The sequence below is a fragment of the Alistipes sp. i18-0019-D1 genome (assembly GCF_042852885.1).
Taxonomy (GTDB): domain Bacteria; phylum Bacteroidota; class Bacteroidia; order Bacteroidales; family Rikenellaceae; genus Alistipes.
The window spans coordinates 3,046,561-3,066,509 of the sequence record NZ_AP031424.1 but is presented as its reverse complement, the minus strand read 5'-3'; the positions used below and the strand labels follow the sequence as shown (position 1 = coordinate 3,066,509).

Annotated in this window: 10 protein-coding genes; 2 read left to right on the top strand and 8 right to left on the bottom strand. The window is 59.4% G+C overall.

The genetic code is table 11. The annotated features are described in order from the left end of the window. Nucleotides 1-30: 30 nt before the first annotated feature. The 7 genes from ACGHP5_RS12800 to ACGHP5_RS12770 all read right to left on the bottom strand — a co-directional run bounded on the left by ACGHP5_RS12800 (nt 31) and on the right by ACGHP5_RS12770 (nt 16,215). Nucleotides 31-1,731 (bottom strand): RagB/SusD family nutrient uptake outer membrane protein, encoded by a 1,701-nt coding sequence (locus ACGHP5_RS12800; RefSeq protein ID WP_337772555.1) that lies wholly within the window; start codon nt 1,729-1,731, stop codon nt 31-33. 4 nt (nt 1,732-1,735) lie between these two features. After that, nucleotides 1,736-4,561 (bottom strand): SusC/RagA family TonB-linked outer membrane protein, encoded by a 2,826-nt coding sequence (locus ACGHP5_RS12795; RefSeq protein WP_390567112.1) that lies wholly within the window; start codon nt 4,559-4,561, stop codon nt 1,736-1,738. A gap of 77 nt (nt 4,562-4,638) precedes the next feature. Beyond that, nucleotides 4,639-6,444, bottom strand: coding sequence for a RagB/SusD family nutrient uptake outer membrane protein (locus ACGHP5_RS12790; RefSeq protein ID WP_390567111.1), 1,806 nt, complete (start codon nt 6,442-6,444; stop codon nt 4,639-4,641). 11 nt (nt 6,445-6,455) lie between these two features. Beyond that, nucleotides 6,456-9,545, bottom strand: a complete 3,090-nt coding sequence (locus tag ACGHP5_RS12785) for a SusC/RagA family TonB-linked outer membrane protein (protein WP_390567109.1) — start codon at nt 9,543-9,545, stop codon at nt 6,456-6,458. A 294-nt stretch (nt 9,546-9,839) separates the two neighbouring features. After that, nucleotides 9,840-11,426, bottom strand: coding sequence for a glycoside hydrolase (locus ACGHP5_RS12780; RefSeq protein ID WP_390567107.1), 1,587 nt, complete (start codon nt 11,424-11,426; stop codon nt 9,840-9,842). 12 nt (nt 11,427-11,438) lie between these two features. Next, complete coding sequence (locus tag ACGHP5_RS12775) at nt 11,439-14,747, bottom strand: DUF5107 domain-containing protein (RefSeq protein ID WP_337656430.1); 3,309 nt, start codon at nt 14,745-14,747, stop codon at nt 11,439-11,441. Nucleotides 14,748-14,820: 73 nt separating this feature from the next. Beyond that, nucleotides 14,821-16,215 (bottom strand): sugar porter family MFS transporter, encoded by a 1,395-nt coding sequence (locus ACGHP5_RS12770; protein ID WP_337656431.1) that lies wholly within the window; start codon nt 16,213-16,215, stop codon nt 14,821-14,823. Nucleotides 16,216-16,521: 306 nt separating this feature from the next. On the opposite strand from ACGHP5_RS12770, the gene ACGHP5_RS12765 reads away from it, so the two are divergent. Both ACGHP5_RS12765 and ACGHP5_RS12760 read left to right on the top strand, forming a co-directional pair. Continuing rightward, nucleotides 16,522-17,412, top strand: a complete 891-nt coding sequence (locus ACGHP5_RS12765; protein ID WP_337656433.1) for an AraC family transcriptional regulator — start codon at nt 16,522-16,524, stop codon at nt 17,410-17,412. Between the two features lie 131 nt (nt 17,413-17,543). Then, complete coding sequence (locus ACGHP5_RS12760) at nt 17,544-18,752, top strand: MFS transporter (RefSeq protein ID WP_390567104.1); 1,209 nt, start codon at nt 17,544-17,546, stop codon at nt 18,750-18,752. Nucleotides 18,753-18,852: 100 nt separating this feature from the next. On the opposite strand, the gene ACGHP5_RS12755 is transcribed toward ACGHP5_RS12760, so the two are convergent. Further along, a complete protein-coding gene (locus tag ACGHP5_RS12755) occupies nt 18,853-19,806 on the bottom strand; it encodes a hypothetical protein (RefSeq protein WP_290533593.1) in 954 nt (317 codons plus the stop codon). Between the last annotated feature and the right edge of the window lie 143 nt (nt 19,807-19,949).

The window sequence follows — 19,949 nt, the reverse complement described above, 5'->3', positions numbered from 1 at the left end:
TTTTTGCTTTAGGTTCAACCACATCGTAAATTACCAGCCGGGGTTCTGCTCGATCGCGCCCTTGTGCACCTCGGCCTCCGGAATCGGATAAAGGTACATATAATCCCGGAACACGCGATCTTCCTGCATAACCGCCCTGTAGGAAAACGACCCGTCGCCCTCCTTCGAAATCCGCATGCCCATGATCGGTTCGTTCTCGGTCTGTTCGGCGATCTTCCAGCGGCGCACGTCGAAGAAACGGTGCTCCTCGAACGCCAGTTCCACCCGCCGTTCGTTGTAAATGCGCGCGCGCATCTCGTCCTGGGTCAGTCCCGGGGGCAGGATCGGCAGCCCGACCCCGACACGGGTGCGTACGGCGTCCACCGCGGCCTTGGCCGTCATCGTGAACTCGCCCTTGCTTTCCGGGCCGAGGTATTCGTTCAGCGCCTCGGCGTAGTTGAGCAGGATTTCGGCATAGCGGAACAGAATCCAGGCATGGACGCTCGTCTGGTTCTGTGTCAGGTCGAGGTTTTCATTGACGTATTTGCGGATGTAATATCCGGTCGTGGTGGCGTTTTCGCGGCCGTATCCGTCGATGCCGCCCACCCAGCACTCCACGGGGCGCCCCTTGAACGACGTATTGTTGACCAGAATGGACATCGCCAGCCGGGGATCGCGCCCCGCGTAGGGATTCGCAGAATCGTATCCCGAACCCATCTCCCAGATATTCTTGCCGGTGGCCTTCATCTCATAGGCGTCCACGAGATTCTGCGACGGGCAAGTGCAGTTCAGGCCGCCCTGGTCGTAGCCGATCGGATAGTTGGCCTTCTCATAGCTGTTGTCGTTCCAGCCCTGGACCGCAAAGATCACCTCGGGGCTTCGGCTTTCCGCACCTTCACCCAACAGGAACAAGCCCTTGTAGTCGCTCGAAAGACTGTATTTCCCCAGGGCGATCACGTCGTGGGCCGCCTTGGCCGCCTCGTACCACTTCTCCTTGTCGTTGTCCGGATTGTGGAGCTTGCTGGCGGCATAGAGCAGCGCCCGGCTCTTCAGCGCCATGGCCGCCGGCCCGGAAGCGCGGCCCACCCAAGTGTTGTCGTCGTAACCGACCCACGTATCCTTCAGCAATGGCTGGATCTCGTTGCATTCGCCGACGATGAAATCGATACACCGGTCGAAATCGTCGCGCGTGATTTTGGCCAGTTCGGCCTCGTCGTCGATGACTTTCGTCATGATCGGAACCCCGCCGTAACGCTTCACCAGTTCGAAGTGGTAGAACGCCCGGAGAAAACGGGCCTCGGCGCGCATCCACGCGATGTCGCGGGTCTGCAACTCGTATTCCTGCCGGTTCGACTCGATCGTCAGGTCGCGCAGCAGGAGTTCCTTGTAATTCTCCGTCTCGCGCAGAAAGAGATTGGTGCTGCGGATGGCCTGGTAGAAATGGCTCCAGCAATCCTCCGGATTGGATGTCGAGGTCCAGACCCCTTCGTTGAACTGGTGGATCGTGGAGTTCTTGTTGGCGTGGTCCGCCTCGTCGCAGGCTGCGGCGAGCATGGCGCTGCCGACCCGGTTGAAGCCGAAATGATAGAACATGAAGGTGTACATTCCGGTTCCGGCCTTGAACATGCGTTCGTAGTTGACGAATACCTCTTTCTCGTGGTAATTGGCCGAGATTTCGCGGTCGAGGAAATCGCATCCCGTCGCCAGGATGAGCGAGAGCAGGCAGAACGTTATTTTTTCAAATGCTTTCATACCGTTATTTTTTTCGATAACCGTTAAACGTGACATTCAGACCTACCGTAAAGGTTCTGTAGGTCGGATAGCCGTAGCTGCGGGTTTCGGGGTTGACGTCCACGTCGAGGTTGTGGACCGTAAAAAGGTTAAGCCCGCTCAGGTAGAACCGGATGTCGCCGAAAACCCGGCCCTTCCCGGGGGTGAACGTGTATCCCAGTTCGAGATTGCGCAGGCGGAACAGCGACATGTCGCGCACCCAGAAGTCCGACGAGCGGTAGTTGTTCGTGTTGGCCTGCGTGGTCAGCCTCGGGAACGTGGCGCGGGCGCTGTTCTCCGGAGTCCACCGCCCTGCGGCCGCCCAATCCGAAATATTGGCGTCGTTGACGAACGGCCAGAAGTTGTAGTCGTTCAGATAGAGGCTGTAATTCGTAAGGCCGTCGAAGAGCATCTGCAGGTCGAAACCCTTGTATTCCACCCCGAGTTTGATTCCGTAATTAATCTCGGGGACCGTCGGCCGCCCGATCACCACCTCGTCGTTGGCGTCGATGACGTTGTCGCCGTTCTGGTCGCGGTATTTCAGGTCGCCGGGACGCACCGGGGTAAACGCCTGACGGGGGCTGTTCTCGATGTCGCTCTCGTCGCGGAAAAATCCGATGGCCTCCAGCCCGAAGGGCTGTCCCACGGGATGTCCCTGCCGGTACATGTAAGGTTCCGCACGGGGTGTCTCGTAGCTCGCCGTGATCCTGTTGCGGGCGAAGGAGAACGTACCTCCGGCATAGTAGCTGACCCCGGCGGCCTGACCGTAATACATCAGCGAGAGTTCCGTTCCGTAATTCCGCACCTTGGCCTTGTTGACCGGTGTAGAGAAACCGATGCCCGAGAAAGAGGGGATCGAATTGCGGTTGTCGACCAGAATGTCACGGCGGTTTTCGAGGAACACGTCGATGTCGAAAGCCAACCGGTTGCCGAACCAGCGCGTCTCCAGCCCGGCGTTGTAGATCGCCGACTTCTCCCACGTGAGGTCCTCGTTCGACAGCGCGAGCTGCACGAAGGCGTCGTAATACTTCACGGCCGTTCCGTAGTAATATCCTTTATTCGCTCCGATTCCCCAATACTGCTCGTAGGCGAACCGCGACGCACCGCGGTTATTGCCGACCAGGCCCGCCGAAGCACGCAGTTTCAGAAAGTTCAGCGTCCGGTTGTCCTTCAGGAAATTCTCGTTGGAGACCACCCAGCCGACCGAAGCCGCCGGGAACACGCCGAAGCGGTTGCCCTTCGCATAATTCTCCGAACCGTTATAGGAGACGACGGCCTCCAGCAGGTATTTCTGGCGATAGGCGTAGTTGACCCTCCCGGCGATCAGCTGCTGGGCATAGATCGCCTGCTGGCCGAGCACCGAGCGCGTATTCTGCTGATACATCAGCAATCCGCTCAAATGATGGTCCCCGTCGAAACGGCGGTCGTACTCGAATCCGGCCTGCAAGTACATCCGGCTGGTCTCGGAGTCGCTGCCCGTCCAGACGCTCAGGTCCGTATCGTTGCTGCGCTTCTCGAAATAAACCTCGTCCGCACCGGATTCGCTCTTCGTGTAGATCGGTTCGTAATAGGCATATTGCCGGGTCTTGGCGTATCCGTTCTGGTAGGACGAATTGAGCGCGATGCCGGCGTATGCGGAGAGGCCCTTGGTGATGAAGTCCAGCTTATGGGTCAGCCGCGCCGTCGCCTGCACGTCGTACGCATGGCGCGAACTCCAACCCAGCCCCAGCAGGTTGCCGACCGGGTTGTTAGGGAATCTGGCGGAACCGGTGAAATACCCCTCCGGCGTACGCACGGGATAGAGGTTGGGAGCGTACGTGGCCATGTTTTTCCACATGGTTCCGGTCCCTACCTGCGGGAATTTCCGGTCCTCGATGCGGCCGCCCAGGTCCACCTGCGCCGTCAGCATCTTCGTGATGTAAATGTCGGCATTGGCCCTGAAGTTGATCCGCTGGAACCCGATATTCGAGTTATTCTCGCCGTCGGTTCCCTTGTACAGGCCCTTGTTCTCCATAAAACCGGCCATCACATAGTAATTGACGAAACGGTCGGCGCCGCGGAACGAGAGCGTATAGTCCTGGATGTGCCCCGAGCTTTTCAGTATTTCGTCATACCAGTTCACGTCCGGGTAGAGATAGGGGTTGCTCCCCGTACGGTAGCCCTCCAGCTGGCGCTCGGTGTACTGGGCCGGCAGCCCGTCGTTGGCCAGCGCCTCGTTGTACAGCGTCGCATATTCGTACGACCCCTTGAAACGGGGTTTGTACTGCGGCAGCTGGACGCCGTAACGCCCCGTCACCGAAATCTTGAGCTTCCCGTCGCCGGGACGCCCGCGCTTGGTCGTGATCAGCAGCACGCCGTTGCCGCCGTTCATGCCGTAGAGTGCAAGCGCCGGGGCGTCTTTCAGGTAGGTGATCGACTCGATCTCCTCGGCGGTGATCTGGTTGAATCCCGAAACTTCGTAGCCGTTCACGAGGATCATGAATCCGTTATCCCCGGAGGTGTGCTGGCCGCGCAGCCAGACGCTGGCCTCGTCGTAGCCGATCTCGCCGGATTTCGACATGGCAGTCAGGCCGGGAATCCGCCCGAAGAAGGCGTTGCTCAACGTACTGACCTGCGATTTGCGCAGTTCCTCGCCGCTGATGGCCGAAAAGGCGGAACTCGTTTCGACCCGGTCCTGCTTACCGTAAGCAACGTCCACACGAGTCGTATCGGGAGCCGTCGGGAACGACGCTTTCGCCTGAAAGGCGCCGCACAGCAGAAGCACGAGGGCCGGCAATACTTTCAAACCGTATTTCATAGGGTTATTGTTCATTGGTAATCGTTTTTTCCGGAATCCGGAGCCGGCCGCACGCCGTGTGCACACCGGGTCCGTCTCCCGATTCGTCATCATTATTCCCATCCCGGATTCTGCTTCAGGTATCCGAGATTCACTTCGTTCTGCTGGAACGGATAGAGGTACATCCGGTCGTCCCAGACCCTGCTGCCGATCTTCTTCAACTGATAGGTCACGCCGACCGCCGGACGGGCCGGATCGGGACCGGGGGCGAGTTGCAGGGTGTAGATGTCACCCTCCATCATGTGTTCGGAAACCGCTGTTTTCCACCTGCGGGCGTCGAAATAGCGGTGCTGCTCGAAGGCCAGCTCCACGGCGCGCTCCCGGCGGATCACCTTACGCATGTCCGCCTGATCGGTGTATTCGATGTCGGGCATCTTCACCCGGCGGCGGACTTCGTTCAGCGCCCACTCGATCTGCTCCTGCGCCTCGACCGACGTACTCGACTCGTTGAGCGCCTCGGCGTAGTTGAGGTAGAACTCGGCCAGCCGGAAAGTGATCCAGCGCGGAGCCGGGGCGGAACCGTTCTTCACGCCCTTGCAGAATTTCCGGAGGAACCCGACGCCCGGAACGCCTTTCAGATAGAGGTTGTTGTTCTCGTAGAAATGGTACACCGTGCCGCTGCCCCGCGACCACTCCGAACCGGAAATGAACGCCGAGGCGTGGAAACGCGGGTCGAGTTCGCCCAGTTTGGCCTGGTACTGCTCGTAAGGATAACTCTGCCCCTCGACTTCGTCCCATACCTGATCCGTTCCGTCTTTCTTCTGGTACTGTTTCGTGAAGTTGAACGTCACCGCATGGTTGACCGGAACGTCATGCGCGCCCATGATCTGCCCCGGCAGCATGAAGCGGCAGAAATACCCGTTCGTCGTCGTGCCCATCAGACCGGCATCGAGGATGATTTCAGGGACAGCCGGGTTGACGAAAATCTCCTCATAGCGGTCGACAGGGTCGTCGGGCGTGTCGTAGAGCCTGCACCAGCCGCTCTCGTTCTGCGCCCAGTCGAGCACCGCCTTGTTCGCGTCGGCCGCCAGTTTCCAGCGGGACGCGTCGTACCCCGGGTAACCGATCATCTCCCGCAGTTCGGGGTCCGTAACGGCCACATAGGGATCGTCGCTGTTGAACAGCGGACTGGCCGCATAAAGCAGCACCCGGGCCTTGAGCGCCAGCGCCGCCCCCTTCACGATGCGCCCCAGATAGCGGCTTTCGTAACTGTTCGGCAGATGGCGGGCCGCCTCCTCGCACTCCCCGACGAGGAACTCGACGGTCTTCGCATAGGTGCTGCGCGGAATCTTGTTCTGGCTGATTTGCTCCGCGGATTCGGCCGAGAAAACTTCGGTGATGATGGGTATTCCGCCAAGCCGCTGCCAAAGGTCGAAGTGCATCAGCGCCCGCAGGAAACGGGCCTCGGCTTTCATTTTATCCCGCTCCGTATCCGAAAACGGGGTGCGGTCCACGTTCTGCAGGAAAATATTGGCGTTGCGGATGCCGATGTAAACATATCCCGAATTGAACTCGCACATCTGGACGTTGGAGGCATTCCACGTTCCGGGATTGACGAAACGGACGATGTAGGGCCACTGGGCCTCGCATTGCAGCTCGTCGGTAGCGGCCGACACCAGGGCGCCGTAGGAGCCGTAGTGTTGGAAGCGATAATCGCTCGCATGCCAGTAATAGGGGAATTCATAGATCGAGCAGGTGTTGTAAACGTTCCAGAGGAACTGCTCCGTGCGCACCTTCGAAGCGAAAACGCTGTCGACGTTGATTTCGCTGCTGACCGGTTTTTCCAGAAAATCCTGGCACGAGAAGCACAGCGTCATGAACCCGCACACCATCAAGGCTGTAATCAATTTGTTTTTCATGGCTGTAATCGCTAAAATTGGAAGTTGACACCTATGTTGTAAACCCGCATCGGGGGATATACGCGGCCCCACACTTCACGCGCATCGGGGTCCATCGGGTATTTGTTGTTTTTCCACGTGCAGAGGTTGTTGCCGCTGATGTAAACGCGCAGGTTGCTGATCCGGGCCTTCTGCAACAGTTCCTTGGGGAACGTATAGCCGATCTCAAGGTTTTTGAGGCGCAGGTAGGAACCGTCCTGCACCCAGAAGCTCGACTTCTGGTAGTTGTGTTCGATGTCCTTGAGTTTCAGCCGCGGGAAGGTGATCTTGTCCCCGTTTTCGTATCGCTCCTGCGTCCAGCGTTCCAGGTTCCATTCGTAGGCCGGTCCCCAGTCCGCAGCGAAGGGATACGTGCCCGAACGTGCGGAGAAATAGGTCGACACGCGGCCGGCCCCCTGGAACAGGATGGAGAAGTCGATCCCCTTCCAGCTGCCGCCCAGCGAGAAACCGTAAGTGATCTCCGGCCAGTTGCCGTAACCGATGCTGGTAACGTCGTTCGAATCGACGATACCGTTTCCGTCGAGGTCGCGGTATTTCAGGTCTCCGGGCTGCAACCCGGCCCCTTCCCAGATGGAAACCGGGCGGTCCGGATCGTTGATCTCGTCCCAGGTGTTGTAGAAGCCATCGCAGACCAGCCCGAAATACTGCCCCACCGGGTGACCGGTGCGCTGCTGGTAGGCGTTCTTGTACCTGACCTCGTCCTGGTCGATGATCTTGCTCCTCGCGAACGAGAAGTTGCCCTTCAGCCAATAGTTGAATTTGCCGGCATGCCCCTTGAACGCCGCTTCGAACTCATAGCCGTAATTGTTCACCTTTCCGAAATTCGACGCCGGGAGTTTGGCGGCCACGTATTCGGGTACGGTGCTGAGCGTCCAAAGGATGTTGCCGCGCTTCTCCTCGAAATAGTCCGCCGAAAGCGAGATCATCTCCCCCAAAAGACGCATGTCGAAGCCCACGTTCCACTTGCGGGCAACCTCCCACTGCACCTTTTCGTTGGAGAGGCGGCCCTCGGTGTAGATATTGTAGGTGGTCTGATCGATACCCGGCGTTCCGAAAGTCGTCTTCACCCATCCGCCGTTGCCCAGCGCATAGGGCGCCAGCAGGTACATGTAACGCTGTCCGCCGATCTGGTCGTTGCCCACCTCGCCGTACGAACCGCGGATTTTGAGGTGGGAGAGCACTTTGCTGTCTTTCAGAAAATTCTCCTCGGACACCATCCAGCCCGCGGAAACAGCCGGGAAAAAGCCGAAACGGTTTTCGGGGGCGAAGTTCTCCGAACCGTTGTATCCGGCGTTGAACTCCATCATGTACTTGCCGCGGTAATCGTACGTCACGCGGCCGACGAGTCCGAGATAACCGTGCGGAAGCCCCGTCTCCAGCGAAGGCTTATGCAGTTTTTCGAGGTTGGCCAGGAAAAGCGCCGTCACACGATGGTCGCCGAAGGAGCGGTTGTACTCGACGGCCGCCTCGGCGTAGATCTTGCGCCACTTGTTCGATGCGGAGATCGACTCGGACATTCCGGCATAGGGGCCCGAATCGCCGTTGCGAAACATCGTATAGCCCTTTTCATTCTCGGCCGGGATCACCGTGTAGGAATCGAAGTATTTCTGCCTGTGCGCGGACTTTTTGTAATAACTGTCGTAAGCGGCCATCGCACGCACCGAAAGGCCCTTCGTCAGCCAGTCCATGTTGTATTTCAGCGATACGTTGGTGTTGAGCGTATTGGAGAACTGCCGGTCCTGCGTGCCGGCCGAGCCGCCGCTCGTCGGTCCGGCCTCCGCCCACGGGTTGAACTGCGGGACCCCCGACGTGGCTCCTACGACCTGCGTCACGAGTTTGCCTTCGACGAATCCGGGACTCGCCATCGGCGGCGTGGACAGTGCCTTGTCGAAAGCCGCATAGGCGCCGCCGTTGGGATAGATGTTGTCGGTCACCTGGTTGCCCAACTTGACCGAGAGGACGAGGTCCCGCGTCAGGTTGAAGTCGAAATTCATGCGCACGTTGTAGCGGTCGAAATTGTGCTTGTACTTGAATCCGAGGTCCTGCTCGGGCTTGTGATAACCGCCCGACTGGTTAAAATAGGTCAGAGACACGAAATAGCGCATCCGCTCGCTGCCGCCGCTGATGTTCGCGTTGTAGTTCTGCTGGAACGAAAGCGGTTTGATCAGTTCGTCGAGCCAGTCGACGTCGGGATAGAAAACCGGGGAGGAACCGGTCCGGAATTTCTCCAGCGTCGGCGCCTTGAAGAACACTTCGTCCTCGGATGCGCCTTCGTTGCGCTGCGCCTCGTTGCGGAGCATCGCATAGTCGTAGGAACCCAGCGTTTGCGGCAGAACGGAAGGTTGCAGTCCCGCGATATTGGCACTGAAACTCACTTTCGGCTTGCCGACCTTGCCCTGCCGCGTGGTGATCAGGATCACGCCGTTGGCGCCGCGGACACCGAACACGGCCGTCGCCGAGGCGTCTTTCAGAATGTTCAGGCTCTCGATTTCGGTCGGGTCGATATCGTTGTAAGTGGCGCGCTCGACGCCGTCGACCAAAATCAGCGGCGACGAACCGCCCGTGTTCAGCGTCGCGATACCACGCACGCGCAGGTCGACTTTGTCGCTGCCGAACTCGCCCGAAGTTTGCAGGGCCTGGAGGCCCGAAGTGAGACCTACCAGCGCATTGCTCACGCCGGCCACGGGCGCGCGGAGCAGCTCTTCATTGGAAACGGACACCAGCGAACCGGTCACGGTGGCTTTCCGCTGGACACCGTATCCCACCACGACGAGTTCCTCGATTTTCTGGGTGGCTTCCGTCAGCGATACGTTCACCAGAAGGCTCGTGCCGACGGGGACTTCCTGATCCGCATAGCCGATAAAACTGAACGCCAGCACGGCTTTATCCGGGACGGTCAGCGCATACCGGCCTTTCTGGTCCGTGGTGGTCCCCCTGTTGGACCCCTTGACCACGACCGTCACACCGGCCATGGGGGCGTGCGTATCGGCATCGGTAACGGTTCCGGACACATTCCGGTCCTGCCCGTAAGCCGCACAACAGAAGAATAGAGCCCACAGCATGGTAAAAACAAAGAAGTTTGTTTTTCTCTCCATCTTTTTCAGGTTTAGTAGATTATAGGTTTGGTTTGAGGTTTGGCGCCCGGCTTGCAAATTCGCAGGGCAGACAGATCCGAAGTTCTTATTTCAAGACTTCGGGGATGGCCTCTCCGCAGTTCCGGCGCCGGCGCGTCCGGATCCGGCCGGGAAAGGCAAACGGGATAGACGGGCTTTACGGAACGACGTGCCGTTTCCCCGGAAATAGGATTCGTTCATTCATAGGCTTGGTTTATGGGTTAGTTTTCGGATTGATGCGTATCAAATGCCGCCGGAGACCAGCGTAACGACCGAGCGGGCCGGCACGGAGACCTTGTCTCTCCCGGTTTCGCCCCTGTATTTCAGGCTGGCCGATTCCGACGTTTCATACATACGGTATTTTTCGGCCTCTCCGTCCAGGCGGAAGCTCTGCCCCCGGGTTCCGAGGTTGACGACCACCACGACCTCCCGTCCGCCGCCCCTGTAGGCGGAGACGAGCAGGCCCGGATCGGTCACTCCGGTCGAAGAGGCGATCTCCACCCGGACCATTCCCGGACGCACGAACCGGCTGAAATTGCCCAGCGCCCACATCAGCTTGGAATCCCGGGCCACGCCGTCCTGCTTGAGCGAGGCGTCGAGCGACGGATTCTCCCCGCGAAGCCCGTTGCCGAGTCCGTCGTCGAGATAGATCAGGCCGTCCTTGTAGTCATAGGGCGTGATGGCCGTCCACCACTGCCACGAGGCGGCCTGCGCCACGGTGATATCGTAGTGGATCACCCGCGCGACGTACAGGGCGATGTCCATGCCCAGGTCACGGCCCCAGCCGCCGCCTTTCGACTCGGCGTTGTTCTCCATCACGCAATATTCGGTCTGCCAGTATCCCAGTCCGGAGCTTAGCCGGCCGATACACTCCCGGAGCTGCCTCCGCTCGGAGATCATGCTGTCCACAGGCCAGGTGCTCCAATAGGAGTGACCGCTCACGCACGGCAGCACGTTTTTCATCCCGAGAATCGGAAAGGCTCCCCGTCCGGAGAAGAATTCGTGAATCTGGTTGTCGGCGATCGGCGTATCGGTTCCCGACTTGTAGAGGTACTTGACGGCCCCGGCCTCGCCGAAGACGATCTTCGTGTCGAGCCGCTGGCGGGAGATCTCGTCGTTGAGTTCGCCGATCAGCTTATAGCAATCCGCATTGTTGGCGAAAGTTCCCTCCTGCCGGGGCGTATTCCAGTCCCACTGGGGTTCATTGACGGGACTGACGTAACCGAAACGGATGCCTTTCTCCACGGCGAAATGCTTCATGACCGTCACCAGGAACCGGGCGTAATCGTCGTACCGGTCCGGGCGGATGTTCATGCCCTTCTTTCCCTGCGACGTGGTTTTTCCGTTCAGGGACATGAACCAGGGCGGCGCGATCGTAAAGGCGAGGAAATTCCCGACGCCCCGTTCACGGGCCGCTTCGAGGAACCATTGCTGGCCCGCCTGCTTGGAGAAATCGTAGCTGCCGTCCGGCGCGAGGAAACACTCCACGCGCGACCACGTGTTGGTGATGCCGCTCGCATCGCCCTGCTCGTAACTGCCCGAGCCGATATTGAAGCGCCACATCGAAAGCCCGATGCCCCTGGGATTGCCTTCCTCATCCTCCTCCATGCTGAAAAGCCAGTCAGCGATCCGGTTTTTCTTCTCGTCGGGCCAGTTCAGTCCCACATACTGGGCGCGCCAGGCATCCGAAGCACCGAAACTGTGCATCGTCTGATAGGTCTTCGCCGGATCGATCCGGTATACGATTCCCGATTGCCCGGAGGCATTTTCGCCGGTAACCGCCGCCGAGCAGCAGGTCAACAGCAGCAGAATCGGTAGATAGCGTCTCATATCGTTCGTTTTTTACAGTCCGAGTGCATTTTCGCGCGCCATCTTCAGGTGCGCAGCCACTCCCTGATGGTTGTTGTCGAGCGCGGCGGCCGCTTCCAGGAACTTCAGGGCCAGGTCGCGGTTCCCCAGTCCGAGATGTCCGAGCCCCATCATGTAGTTGCAGTGAATCCGGTTGCGGCGGTTCAGGTCGTCCTCCCAGATCAGCAGGTCGGGCAGCGACACGGCGAAGTAGTCGATCTTCACATCGTCGGACAGATGTTTTTCGCCGTACGCGACCAGTTTGCCGAAGCGCCCCCGGGCTTCGTCGGCGCGTCCCAGCTGCAACAGGGCCAATCCCTGATAAAAAATCTTGTCCGGTTTCTGGTCGTTGTAATACCTCGCGTCCGTCGGGTCGCTCTGCCCCTCGGAGGCCTGCGTGAAACAACGCTCGGCCGCACTCCTGTCGCCCATCCCGGCATAGGCCACACCCAGCCAGTAGTTGAAATCGTTCTCCTGCGCCCCGCGCAGCTTGCCTTCGCCCAGGTTATGCGGATAGACGAAACAGGCTTCGAGCAGTGCAACGGCATCCTCCCGGCGTCCGGCGGCAATCGCCTCCTTGGCCAATTCCGTACGGGCGATCTGGTACTGCGCCGGCACTTTTCCTTCGCCGCCCTCCCAGGGATGGAATTTCCGGTTGTCGATCAGCGCGCGGGCCTCGTCATAACGCTCCAACTGGTTCAGCAGCGTGGCGTACTCCAGATAAAGGTCGTCGCGGTCGTTCACCTCCGCACGGTGGGCGTCGAGGAAAGCGAGGCGCTCGCCATGCGTCCGGTTGAGGCGTTTGTAGAGCTGGTCGAGTTCCATCAGAATACGCGAATCGGACGGATCGAGCGAATAGGCCCGTTCGAGAAGCGCCACCGCCTCGTCCCGCCGGTCCTGCTTGTTGAAATAGCCCAGCGCAAGGTTGCGCAGCGCCGTGGGGAACGTCGGATCGATCTCCACGGAGCGTTCCCAGGCGGCGATGGCGTCGCCGTGCTGGCGCTTGTCGTACCACAGGTTGCCGAGATAATACCAGGCCTTGGCGTCGCCGGGATTCACGGCAATGGCACTCTGCAACGCCAGAATCGCTTCGAGACGGTTCGGGAAGCAGGTTCCCGGCTCCTTCGCCGCGCCTGCGGCGAACGCTTCGGCCGCCGCAGCAGCCTTTCCGGCCAGCATCCGGGCATATCCCAGGTAATAATATACGAGCGGAGAGACCGCCGTGCAATACTTCTGCGCCAGGAGCAGCACCTGCTCCGTCTCGTCGCAGAATCCGGCATCGAGATAATCCAGCGCCAGTTCCTCCCAGTTGTGGCTGTCGCGGCGCATCAGCGCGGCGAACGCCTCCAGATCGGTCTCCCGGCCGGAGAGCAGGTAGCGTTCGAACAGGCAGCCGAAATTGAACATATCGGCTTCCAGCGCCTCCCCGGCATAGGCCGCGGCCTCCTCGCAGCACCCGAGCCTGCGCAGGACGGCGGTCTTCAGATGGCGGCCCAGCAGGTTGCTACCGTTCCGCAGCAGGGATTTTTCGATCTCCCGGAGCGCCTCCCGGAAATCGCCCCGGAGGCAGGAAATCTGCGCCAGCGAGAAATAGCCGCTGTCCTGCCAGGCGCCGTTCCACGTCGCTTTGTAAAAAGCGTCGTAAGCCTCGTCCAGCCGTCCCTGGAATTTCAGCGAAAGCCCGAGGTTGTACAGCGGTTCGCCGTCGTAGGGGTTGGGATTGCGCTCGGTCTGGCGTTTGACCGCCGTGCGGAAACAGGATTCCGATTCGGCGAATTTGCCGCGGCGCAGCAGCCACAGCCCCAGCGCATTGTTGTTGCGGATGTCCGACGGGTCGCGTCTGAGCGCCTCACGGTAATAACGCGTCGGATCGTAGGTCGCATGGCGGTACTGCTCGATATGCTGCCCGGTGAGGAAAAGCTCTTCGGTCGTCGGAATCTCTTCCGGCTCCCGCGCGGCCTTGGCGGGTTCGGGAATGTCCGTGGCCCCGTCGGACCGGCCCTGCCAGGCGATCAGCGCGGCTCCGGTCGCCGCGTCGAGAATCTCCAGCCGCGCCTGCGAAAGTTCCGCAGCCGACCCGACACACCGCGTGTACACCTTTTCGGGCGAAAGACCGGTCGTTTCGGCGAACAGTTCCTGCCCGGCGACCGACAGACGCACCGTGACTCCGGGGCGCGCCGAGGTGGCGAACGCCTTCACGACGAACATTCCGCCCTCCTTCTCCACATTGATCAGCAGGTCTTCCGAAGCGTTTTTCACCACGCCCAATTCCCGATAAGGCATGAAATACTGCGTAAAGGTCTTCTCTTCATAGGGTTGCAGCCAGGTGAAGTCGGGCTGGTTGTCGGTGTAGACTCCCGTCATCAGTTCGATGTAGGGTCCGTCGGCATCGGTCAGGTTGCGGTCCCAGGCGACGCCGAAATCCCCGTTGCCCCACGTCCACTGCTTCTTGCCGGGCGACACGTGGTGATTCGCCACGTGCAGCAGCCCCGCCTGCGTGTCGTTCTCGTAGCCGCCCACGAAATCGTACTTCGACAGCACGGCCATATACGAGGTCGGAACGGGAATGTTCCGGTAACGCGAAATGTCCACGCCCGCCGAGTAATCCATCTTGTAGTAGACGCCCGTGGCGATGGGGAACGTCGAAACGTCGCGCTTGCCGTGGTCGAAGACCGCGTTCACATCGGGCGGGAACACGCTCTGGTATTCGTCGTTGACCGCAACCGCGGGATTGGCCCACCAGAGGAACGTCTGGGGAACCGGCGTGGGGTTGTACACGCGGCCCCGAATCTCGATCACGGCCTTGCCCGGACGCAGCGTGAACCCGGCCGCCCCGCGCTGGTGGAACATCCGCTCGCGCTCGCTGACCCACACGGTGGCGCCGCCGTCGGGCAGCTCCTCGATCGCGAAATCGACCGGCATATAGGTGCTGGGGCGGTGGTGCTGCGGCCAGTTGAACTCGATCCCTCCGGAAATCCAAGGCCCTGCCAGCCCCACCAGCGCCGGCTTTATAACGTGGTTGTAGTAGATAAAATGACGCTCCCGGATCTTGTCATAGGCCATCTGAATCCGTCCGCCGAGTTCCGGCAGGACCATCACCTTGATATATTCGTTTTCAAGGTAAAGCGCCTGATAGGTTTTGTCCACCGGCTCGTCCGCAATCTTCTCGATGACGGGGTACGGATAGACGACGCCGCTGCTGCCCTGATAAACGCGTTTCTCGAGGAACATGGGATTCTTTTCGGGAGCACCTACTTCATAGGTCGGGATGACAACCTGCTCTTTCCAGACTTTTACTTTCATTGTTGCAAGGAGTGATAACCGGCAGGACAGAGGTCCGCCCCTGCCGATAATTAATTGTAAATAAGATATTTGATTATTTTATCAGTTCTTTTTCCAGCTCTTCGAGCGATTTGTTTTTGGTTTCGGGAACGCGCTTCCAGATGAACAGGAACCCCGCGAGGCAAACCACTCCGTAGATCCAGAATGTGCCGGCCGCACCGAGGGCGCTGTTCAGCAGCGGGAAGGTATATGTGAGGATGAAACAGGCGGTCCAGAGTGCAAGAGTGGCAACCGACATCGCCACGCCGCGCACGGCATTGGGGAATATTTCGGAGACGACCACCCACATGACGGGAGCCAGCGACATGGCATAGCAGGCGATGGCCATGACAACGATGACCAGCAGCGCAATTCCGGTCAGGCTGAAATAGTAGGCGGCTCCCATCAGCAGATAGATCAGCGTCAGCCCCCCGGCGCCGAACAGCAATAGCGGCCGCCGCCCGATGCGGTCCACGAGGAAGATGGCCACGAAGGTGAAGACGACGTTCGTCACCCCGGTCACGACAATGTTCATCAGAATATCCGAAATGCCGTATCCCGCGGCGTTGAATATCTCCTGCGCATAGTTGAAAATCACGTTGATTCCGCACCACTGCTGGAATACGGCCAGGACGATTCCGATGATGAGAACCTTCCGCATCGAGGGATGGAGCAGCTGGCGGAACCCGCCGCGCGACTCCCCTTTGCCGTCCAGCTCGATCGCCTCCTGCATCCGGCCGAACTCCTCCCGGGCATACTCCCCGCCGCCGATCTTCGCAAGAATCCGGGTCGCCTGCTCGCGGCGTCCGCGCAGGGCCAGCCACCGGGGGCTTTCGGGAATCAGGAACGCGAAGATGAAAAACAGGCCGGCCGGAACGTTCTCGGCCCAGAACATCCAGCGCCACCCCATCTGTCCGTTCCAGGATTCGCGGATCGCCTCCGCGGTCATTCCCGGGGCGACGGGTTCGGCGAGCAGCCAGTTGGTCAACTGTGCGGCCAGGATACCCAGCACGATGGTCAGCTGGTTCATCGAAACGAAGCGGCCCCGGAGTCCGGCGGGCGAGATCTCCGCAATATACATCGGCGAGAGGTTCGAGGCGATGCCGATGGCGAACCCGCCAAGTATGCGATAGACGATAAACATCGAAAAGCCGCTCGTCGCACCCGTCCCGACGGCCGAGGCGACGAACAGCGCGGCCGCAACGATCAGCATTTTCTTGCGCCCGTAACGGTCGCTGAACGTTCCGGCCAGCAAGGCTCCGGCCAGACAGCCGATGAGAGCGCTGCTCATGGCCCACCCCTGCAGGGCGGGGCTGTCGACGATGCCGAAGAATGGCTCATAAAACGGTTTGGCACCTCCGATTACGACCCAGTCGTAACCGAACAGCAATCCGCCCATAGCCGAGACCAGCGATATGAGAATCAGATAGGAATAGTCGAATTTTTTCATATGCAGTTTTCAGATTGGTAGTCCGGTCAAAAACAGACGTCTCTCCGGCATCCGCCGTCCGGTCTGTTTTCGTATACAAATGTATTCCATCCTTTCATGGAAAAAAATAGATAAATCGATGAACGGGATGGACGATTTTATGATAGAATCGGTTCACATCGCATTTTTTTCATTATCTTTGGTGTCGCAACGATATTGTTGTCGGCCGGAAAGTTTTCCCGGACCGGACGCACCATCCGGTTTTGCAACCATCCGGCTTTTTCGTATCTTTGTCCAATACGCGAAAAATAGCAAACTATTCGGTTCATGGCGAAGCTCAAAGACGGATTCCAAGGCGAATGCGCCATCGTCCTGCCCGGTTCGGTAGTCCACCAGATGGAAACGGACCCCTTCTGCAGGAACCTGCACGTGACGGATATCGGTTACTACCCCAATGCGAAATACCATTTCCGCGAGCGCAAGGAGCCTATTTCCCAATACATTCTGATCTACTGTACGCGGGGAGCCGGATGGTATCAGCTGGGGGGGGGCCAAAAGTACCTCGTCGGCAGCGACCAGCTTTTCGTGCTCCCGGCCGACAAACCGCATGCCTACGGCGCCGACCCGCGCGACCCATGGACGATCTACTGGGTGCATTTCAAGGGCGACATGGCCGCCACGTTCGCCGAAGGGCTTTCGGGGCCGTTCAGCATCCCCTGCGGCGACGACTCCCGAATATCGACCAGGCTCGAAATTTTCGAAGAGATATACCGCACGCTGAAGAACGGTTACAGCAGCGACAACCTGAATTACTCCGCCGCCGCGCTCTACTATTTCCTGGGTACGATCAAATACCTCGGCAAATACCGGGAATCCCACGAGGCGCAGAAAAGCGAACACGGCATCGTGGAGACGGCCGTCCATTTCATGCGGGAGAATCTCGGCAAAAAACTCACGCTGGCCGACATCGCCCGACATGTGAACTACTCGCCGTCGTATTTTTCCGCCGTCTTCTCCAAACGGACCGGATATGCGCCGGTCAACTATTTCAACCAGCTGAAAATTCAGCAGGCCTGCACTTATCTCGATTTTACGGATATGAAAATAAGCCAGATATGCCCCAAACTGGGCATCGACGATCCTTATTATTTCTCCCGGCTGTTCACCAAACACATGGGAATGTCCCCGTCGGACTATAAGAAATACAAGAAGGGTTAGGATCGGACCCGGAAACTCTGGAACGCACCGCAATCCCGATACATATATATAATACAGAGAAATCAGACCGGGCCGGTCGACGTTCGGGACAAATGTCCGGCGCGCCACACCCCGAAGGTCCGGAAATCATTATGGAAAGCTGGAAAAAAACATTCGCCGTCATCTGGAGCGGGCAGCTGGCCTCGATCCTCAGCAGCGAGGTCGTGGCCTACTCGATCATCTTCTGGATGAGCCTCGAAACCGGCTCGGCCGAGGTGCTGGCCCTCGCGGCCATCGCCGGGATGCTGCCCCAGTCGCTGCTGGGGCTGTTCGTCGGGGTTTACGTCGACCGCTGGGACCGCAAGCGCACGATGATCCTCGCCGACAGTTTCATCGCCCTCTGCACGCTGGCACTGGCCGTGCTCTTCTGGTTCGGCGTAGCCCGGATGTGGCACATCTACATCCTGCTGGCCTGCCGCTCGGCCGGCTCGGCCTTCCACATGCCCGCCATGCAGGCGTCGGTCCCGCTGCTGGCCCCCGCGTCGCAGCTCACGCGCATCGCCGGGGTCAATCAGATCATCGCCTCGCTGTCGAGCATCGCAGGTCCGGCCCTCGGGGCGCTGCTGATCAGCCTCACCTCGATCGGCAACATCCTGCTGCTGGACGTGGCGGGAGCCGCCATCGCCTGCACCTCGCTGCTGTTCGTCCGGATTCCCAACCCGGCGCGCGACACGACGCGCAAACCCGGCCTGTGGCGGGAGTTCCGCGAAGGCTTCTCGGCCATGCACGCCATCCCGGGCATGGGATGGTTCTTCACGCTGTCCATCGTCGTGTGGTTCTTCATCATGCCCGTCGGGGTGATGTTCCCGCTGATGACGCTCCAGCACTTCGGCGGAGGCACGTTCGAGATGAGCCTGATCGAGATCGTCTGGGGCGGCGGGGCGCTCGTCGGAGGCGCCGTCATGGGCGCCCGCACCTACCGGGTCAGCCGCATCGTGCTGGTCAACCTGATGTATCTGGTCGTGGGACTCTCGTTCGCGCTGTCCGGGCTTCTGTCGCCTGCGGGATTCCTCTGGTTCGCGCTCTTCACGGCTGCGGCGGGTGTCTCCAGCAGCGTGTTCAACGCCTCGTTCGTCTCCGTGGTCCAGACGCGGATCGAAGCGGGCGTACTGGGACGCGTCATGTCGCTCTACCGCAGTTTCGGGCTGCTGCCCGCGGCCCTCGGACTGTTGGGCACGGGATTCCTGGCCGAGAACGTGGGACTCACCACGACCTTCGTCGTCGCCGGAGCGGTCATCGTTGCGGTGGGCGCAGCGGGATTCTTCATCCCCTCCGTCATGCGGCTCGATGGCAAACCCTGATCCGCCCGCCGGAACCGCCCCTCCACCAGCAAAAAGGATGAAGCGCGAATGGATATTATTCCATTCGCGCCTCGCAAGCAAGTCTGAATAAGCCCTTTTATCAATCCTTCGGATAAACGTATCCGTCGTAGTAAATCTTTTGGTAAATCGTGTTGGACGAACTGTCGTACGACCATTCGTAAGTCACCGTCGATGCGGGGAACGCGGTCGTATCATACTCCAGAGGGGAGAGGAAACGGCACTCCTGCGTTCCGCTGATGATCTGCATGCCGCGATAAACGCCGTTGGTCAGTTCATAACCCATTCCCACCGACTGCGCCACATCGGACGTATAGACGGTCGGCCCCGAAGCGCCGCCTTCGACCTTGAAATCCTTGCCCGTGCAGAGCGAATAGGCCAGGCTCGAATCCTCGGCACGCAGCGTATAACGGCCGGTCCAGTTGGAGGATGCATCCACGTTATCGATATGCATATCGATCGACGAGACTTCGATCGTATAGGAATCGCCGCCGTCGAAATAGAGCGAAGTCTCCCCGCTATCGAAATTGAACGCCGACCGCAGGCCGGTATTCGAGTAAGCGATCACCTTGAGATCCTGCATCTCGACGGTCCAGGGCGCAGAATAGGAGGATTGGTTCAGCACCTTCGCCCCGTTGGTTTTCACCAGCACGGAACCCGTCATGAAGAAACCGTCGGGCAGCTGGGCCTCGTCGCTGTAAGTGATCAGATAGTCTTCACCCTGCCGTTCGAGCTTCGTATGCGAACCGAAAAGCGTTTCCCAGACCTTGACCGAGGCGTCGCCTTTTTTGACCACGATCTCCTTCAGGTCTGCGGACAGGACATCCTCGCCCTGCTTCTCCGCTTCGGCCAGCAGTATCGCCAGACGCAACGCCGCATTGGCCGGCCGCATGGCGAGTTTATCCTGATTCGTCGTCATCTCATAGATGTACATTCCGGGCTGGACAGGGCGCATCTCCTTCCAGGTATTGTTTTCCTTGATACAGCTCGTGAATGCGAGAGCCGCCAGCGCGATTGTTGCAAAAAGTTTATTCATACGGTATGTTAAGTTAATTTATTCATATAAACGCATCCGGCGGCAATATACTGCACGGATGCCGGAAAAAATTTGCTTTTATCCGATTTTCGTCCGGTGTACCACCACGCCCCGGTCCGCACGCACCGAACGCTTCGCCGCGC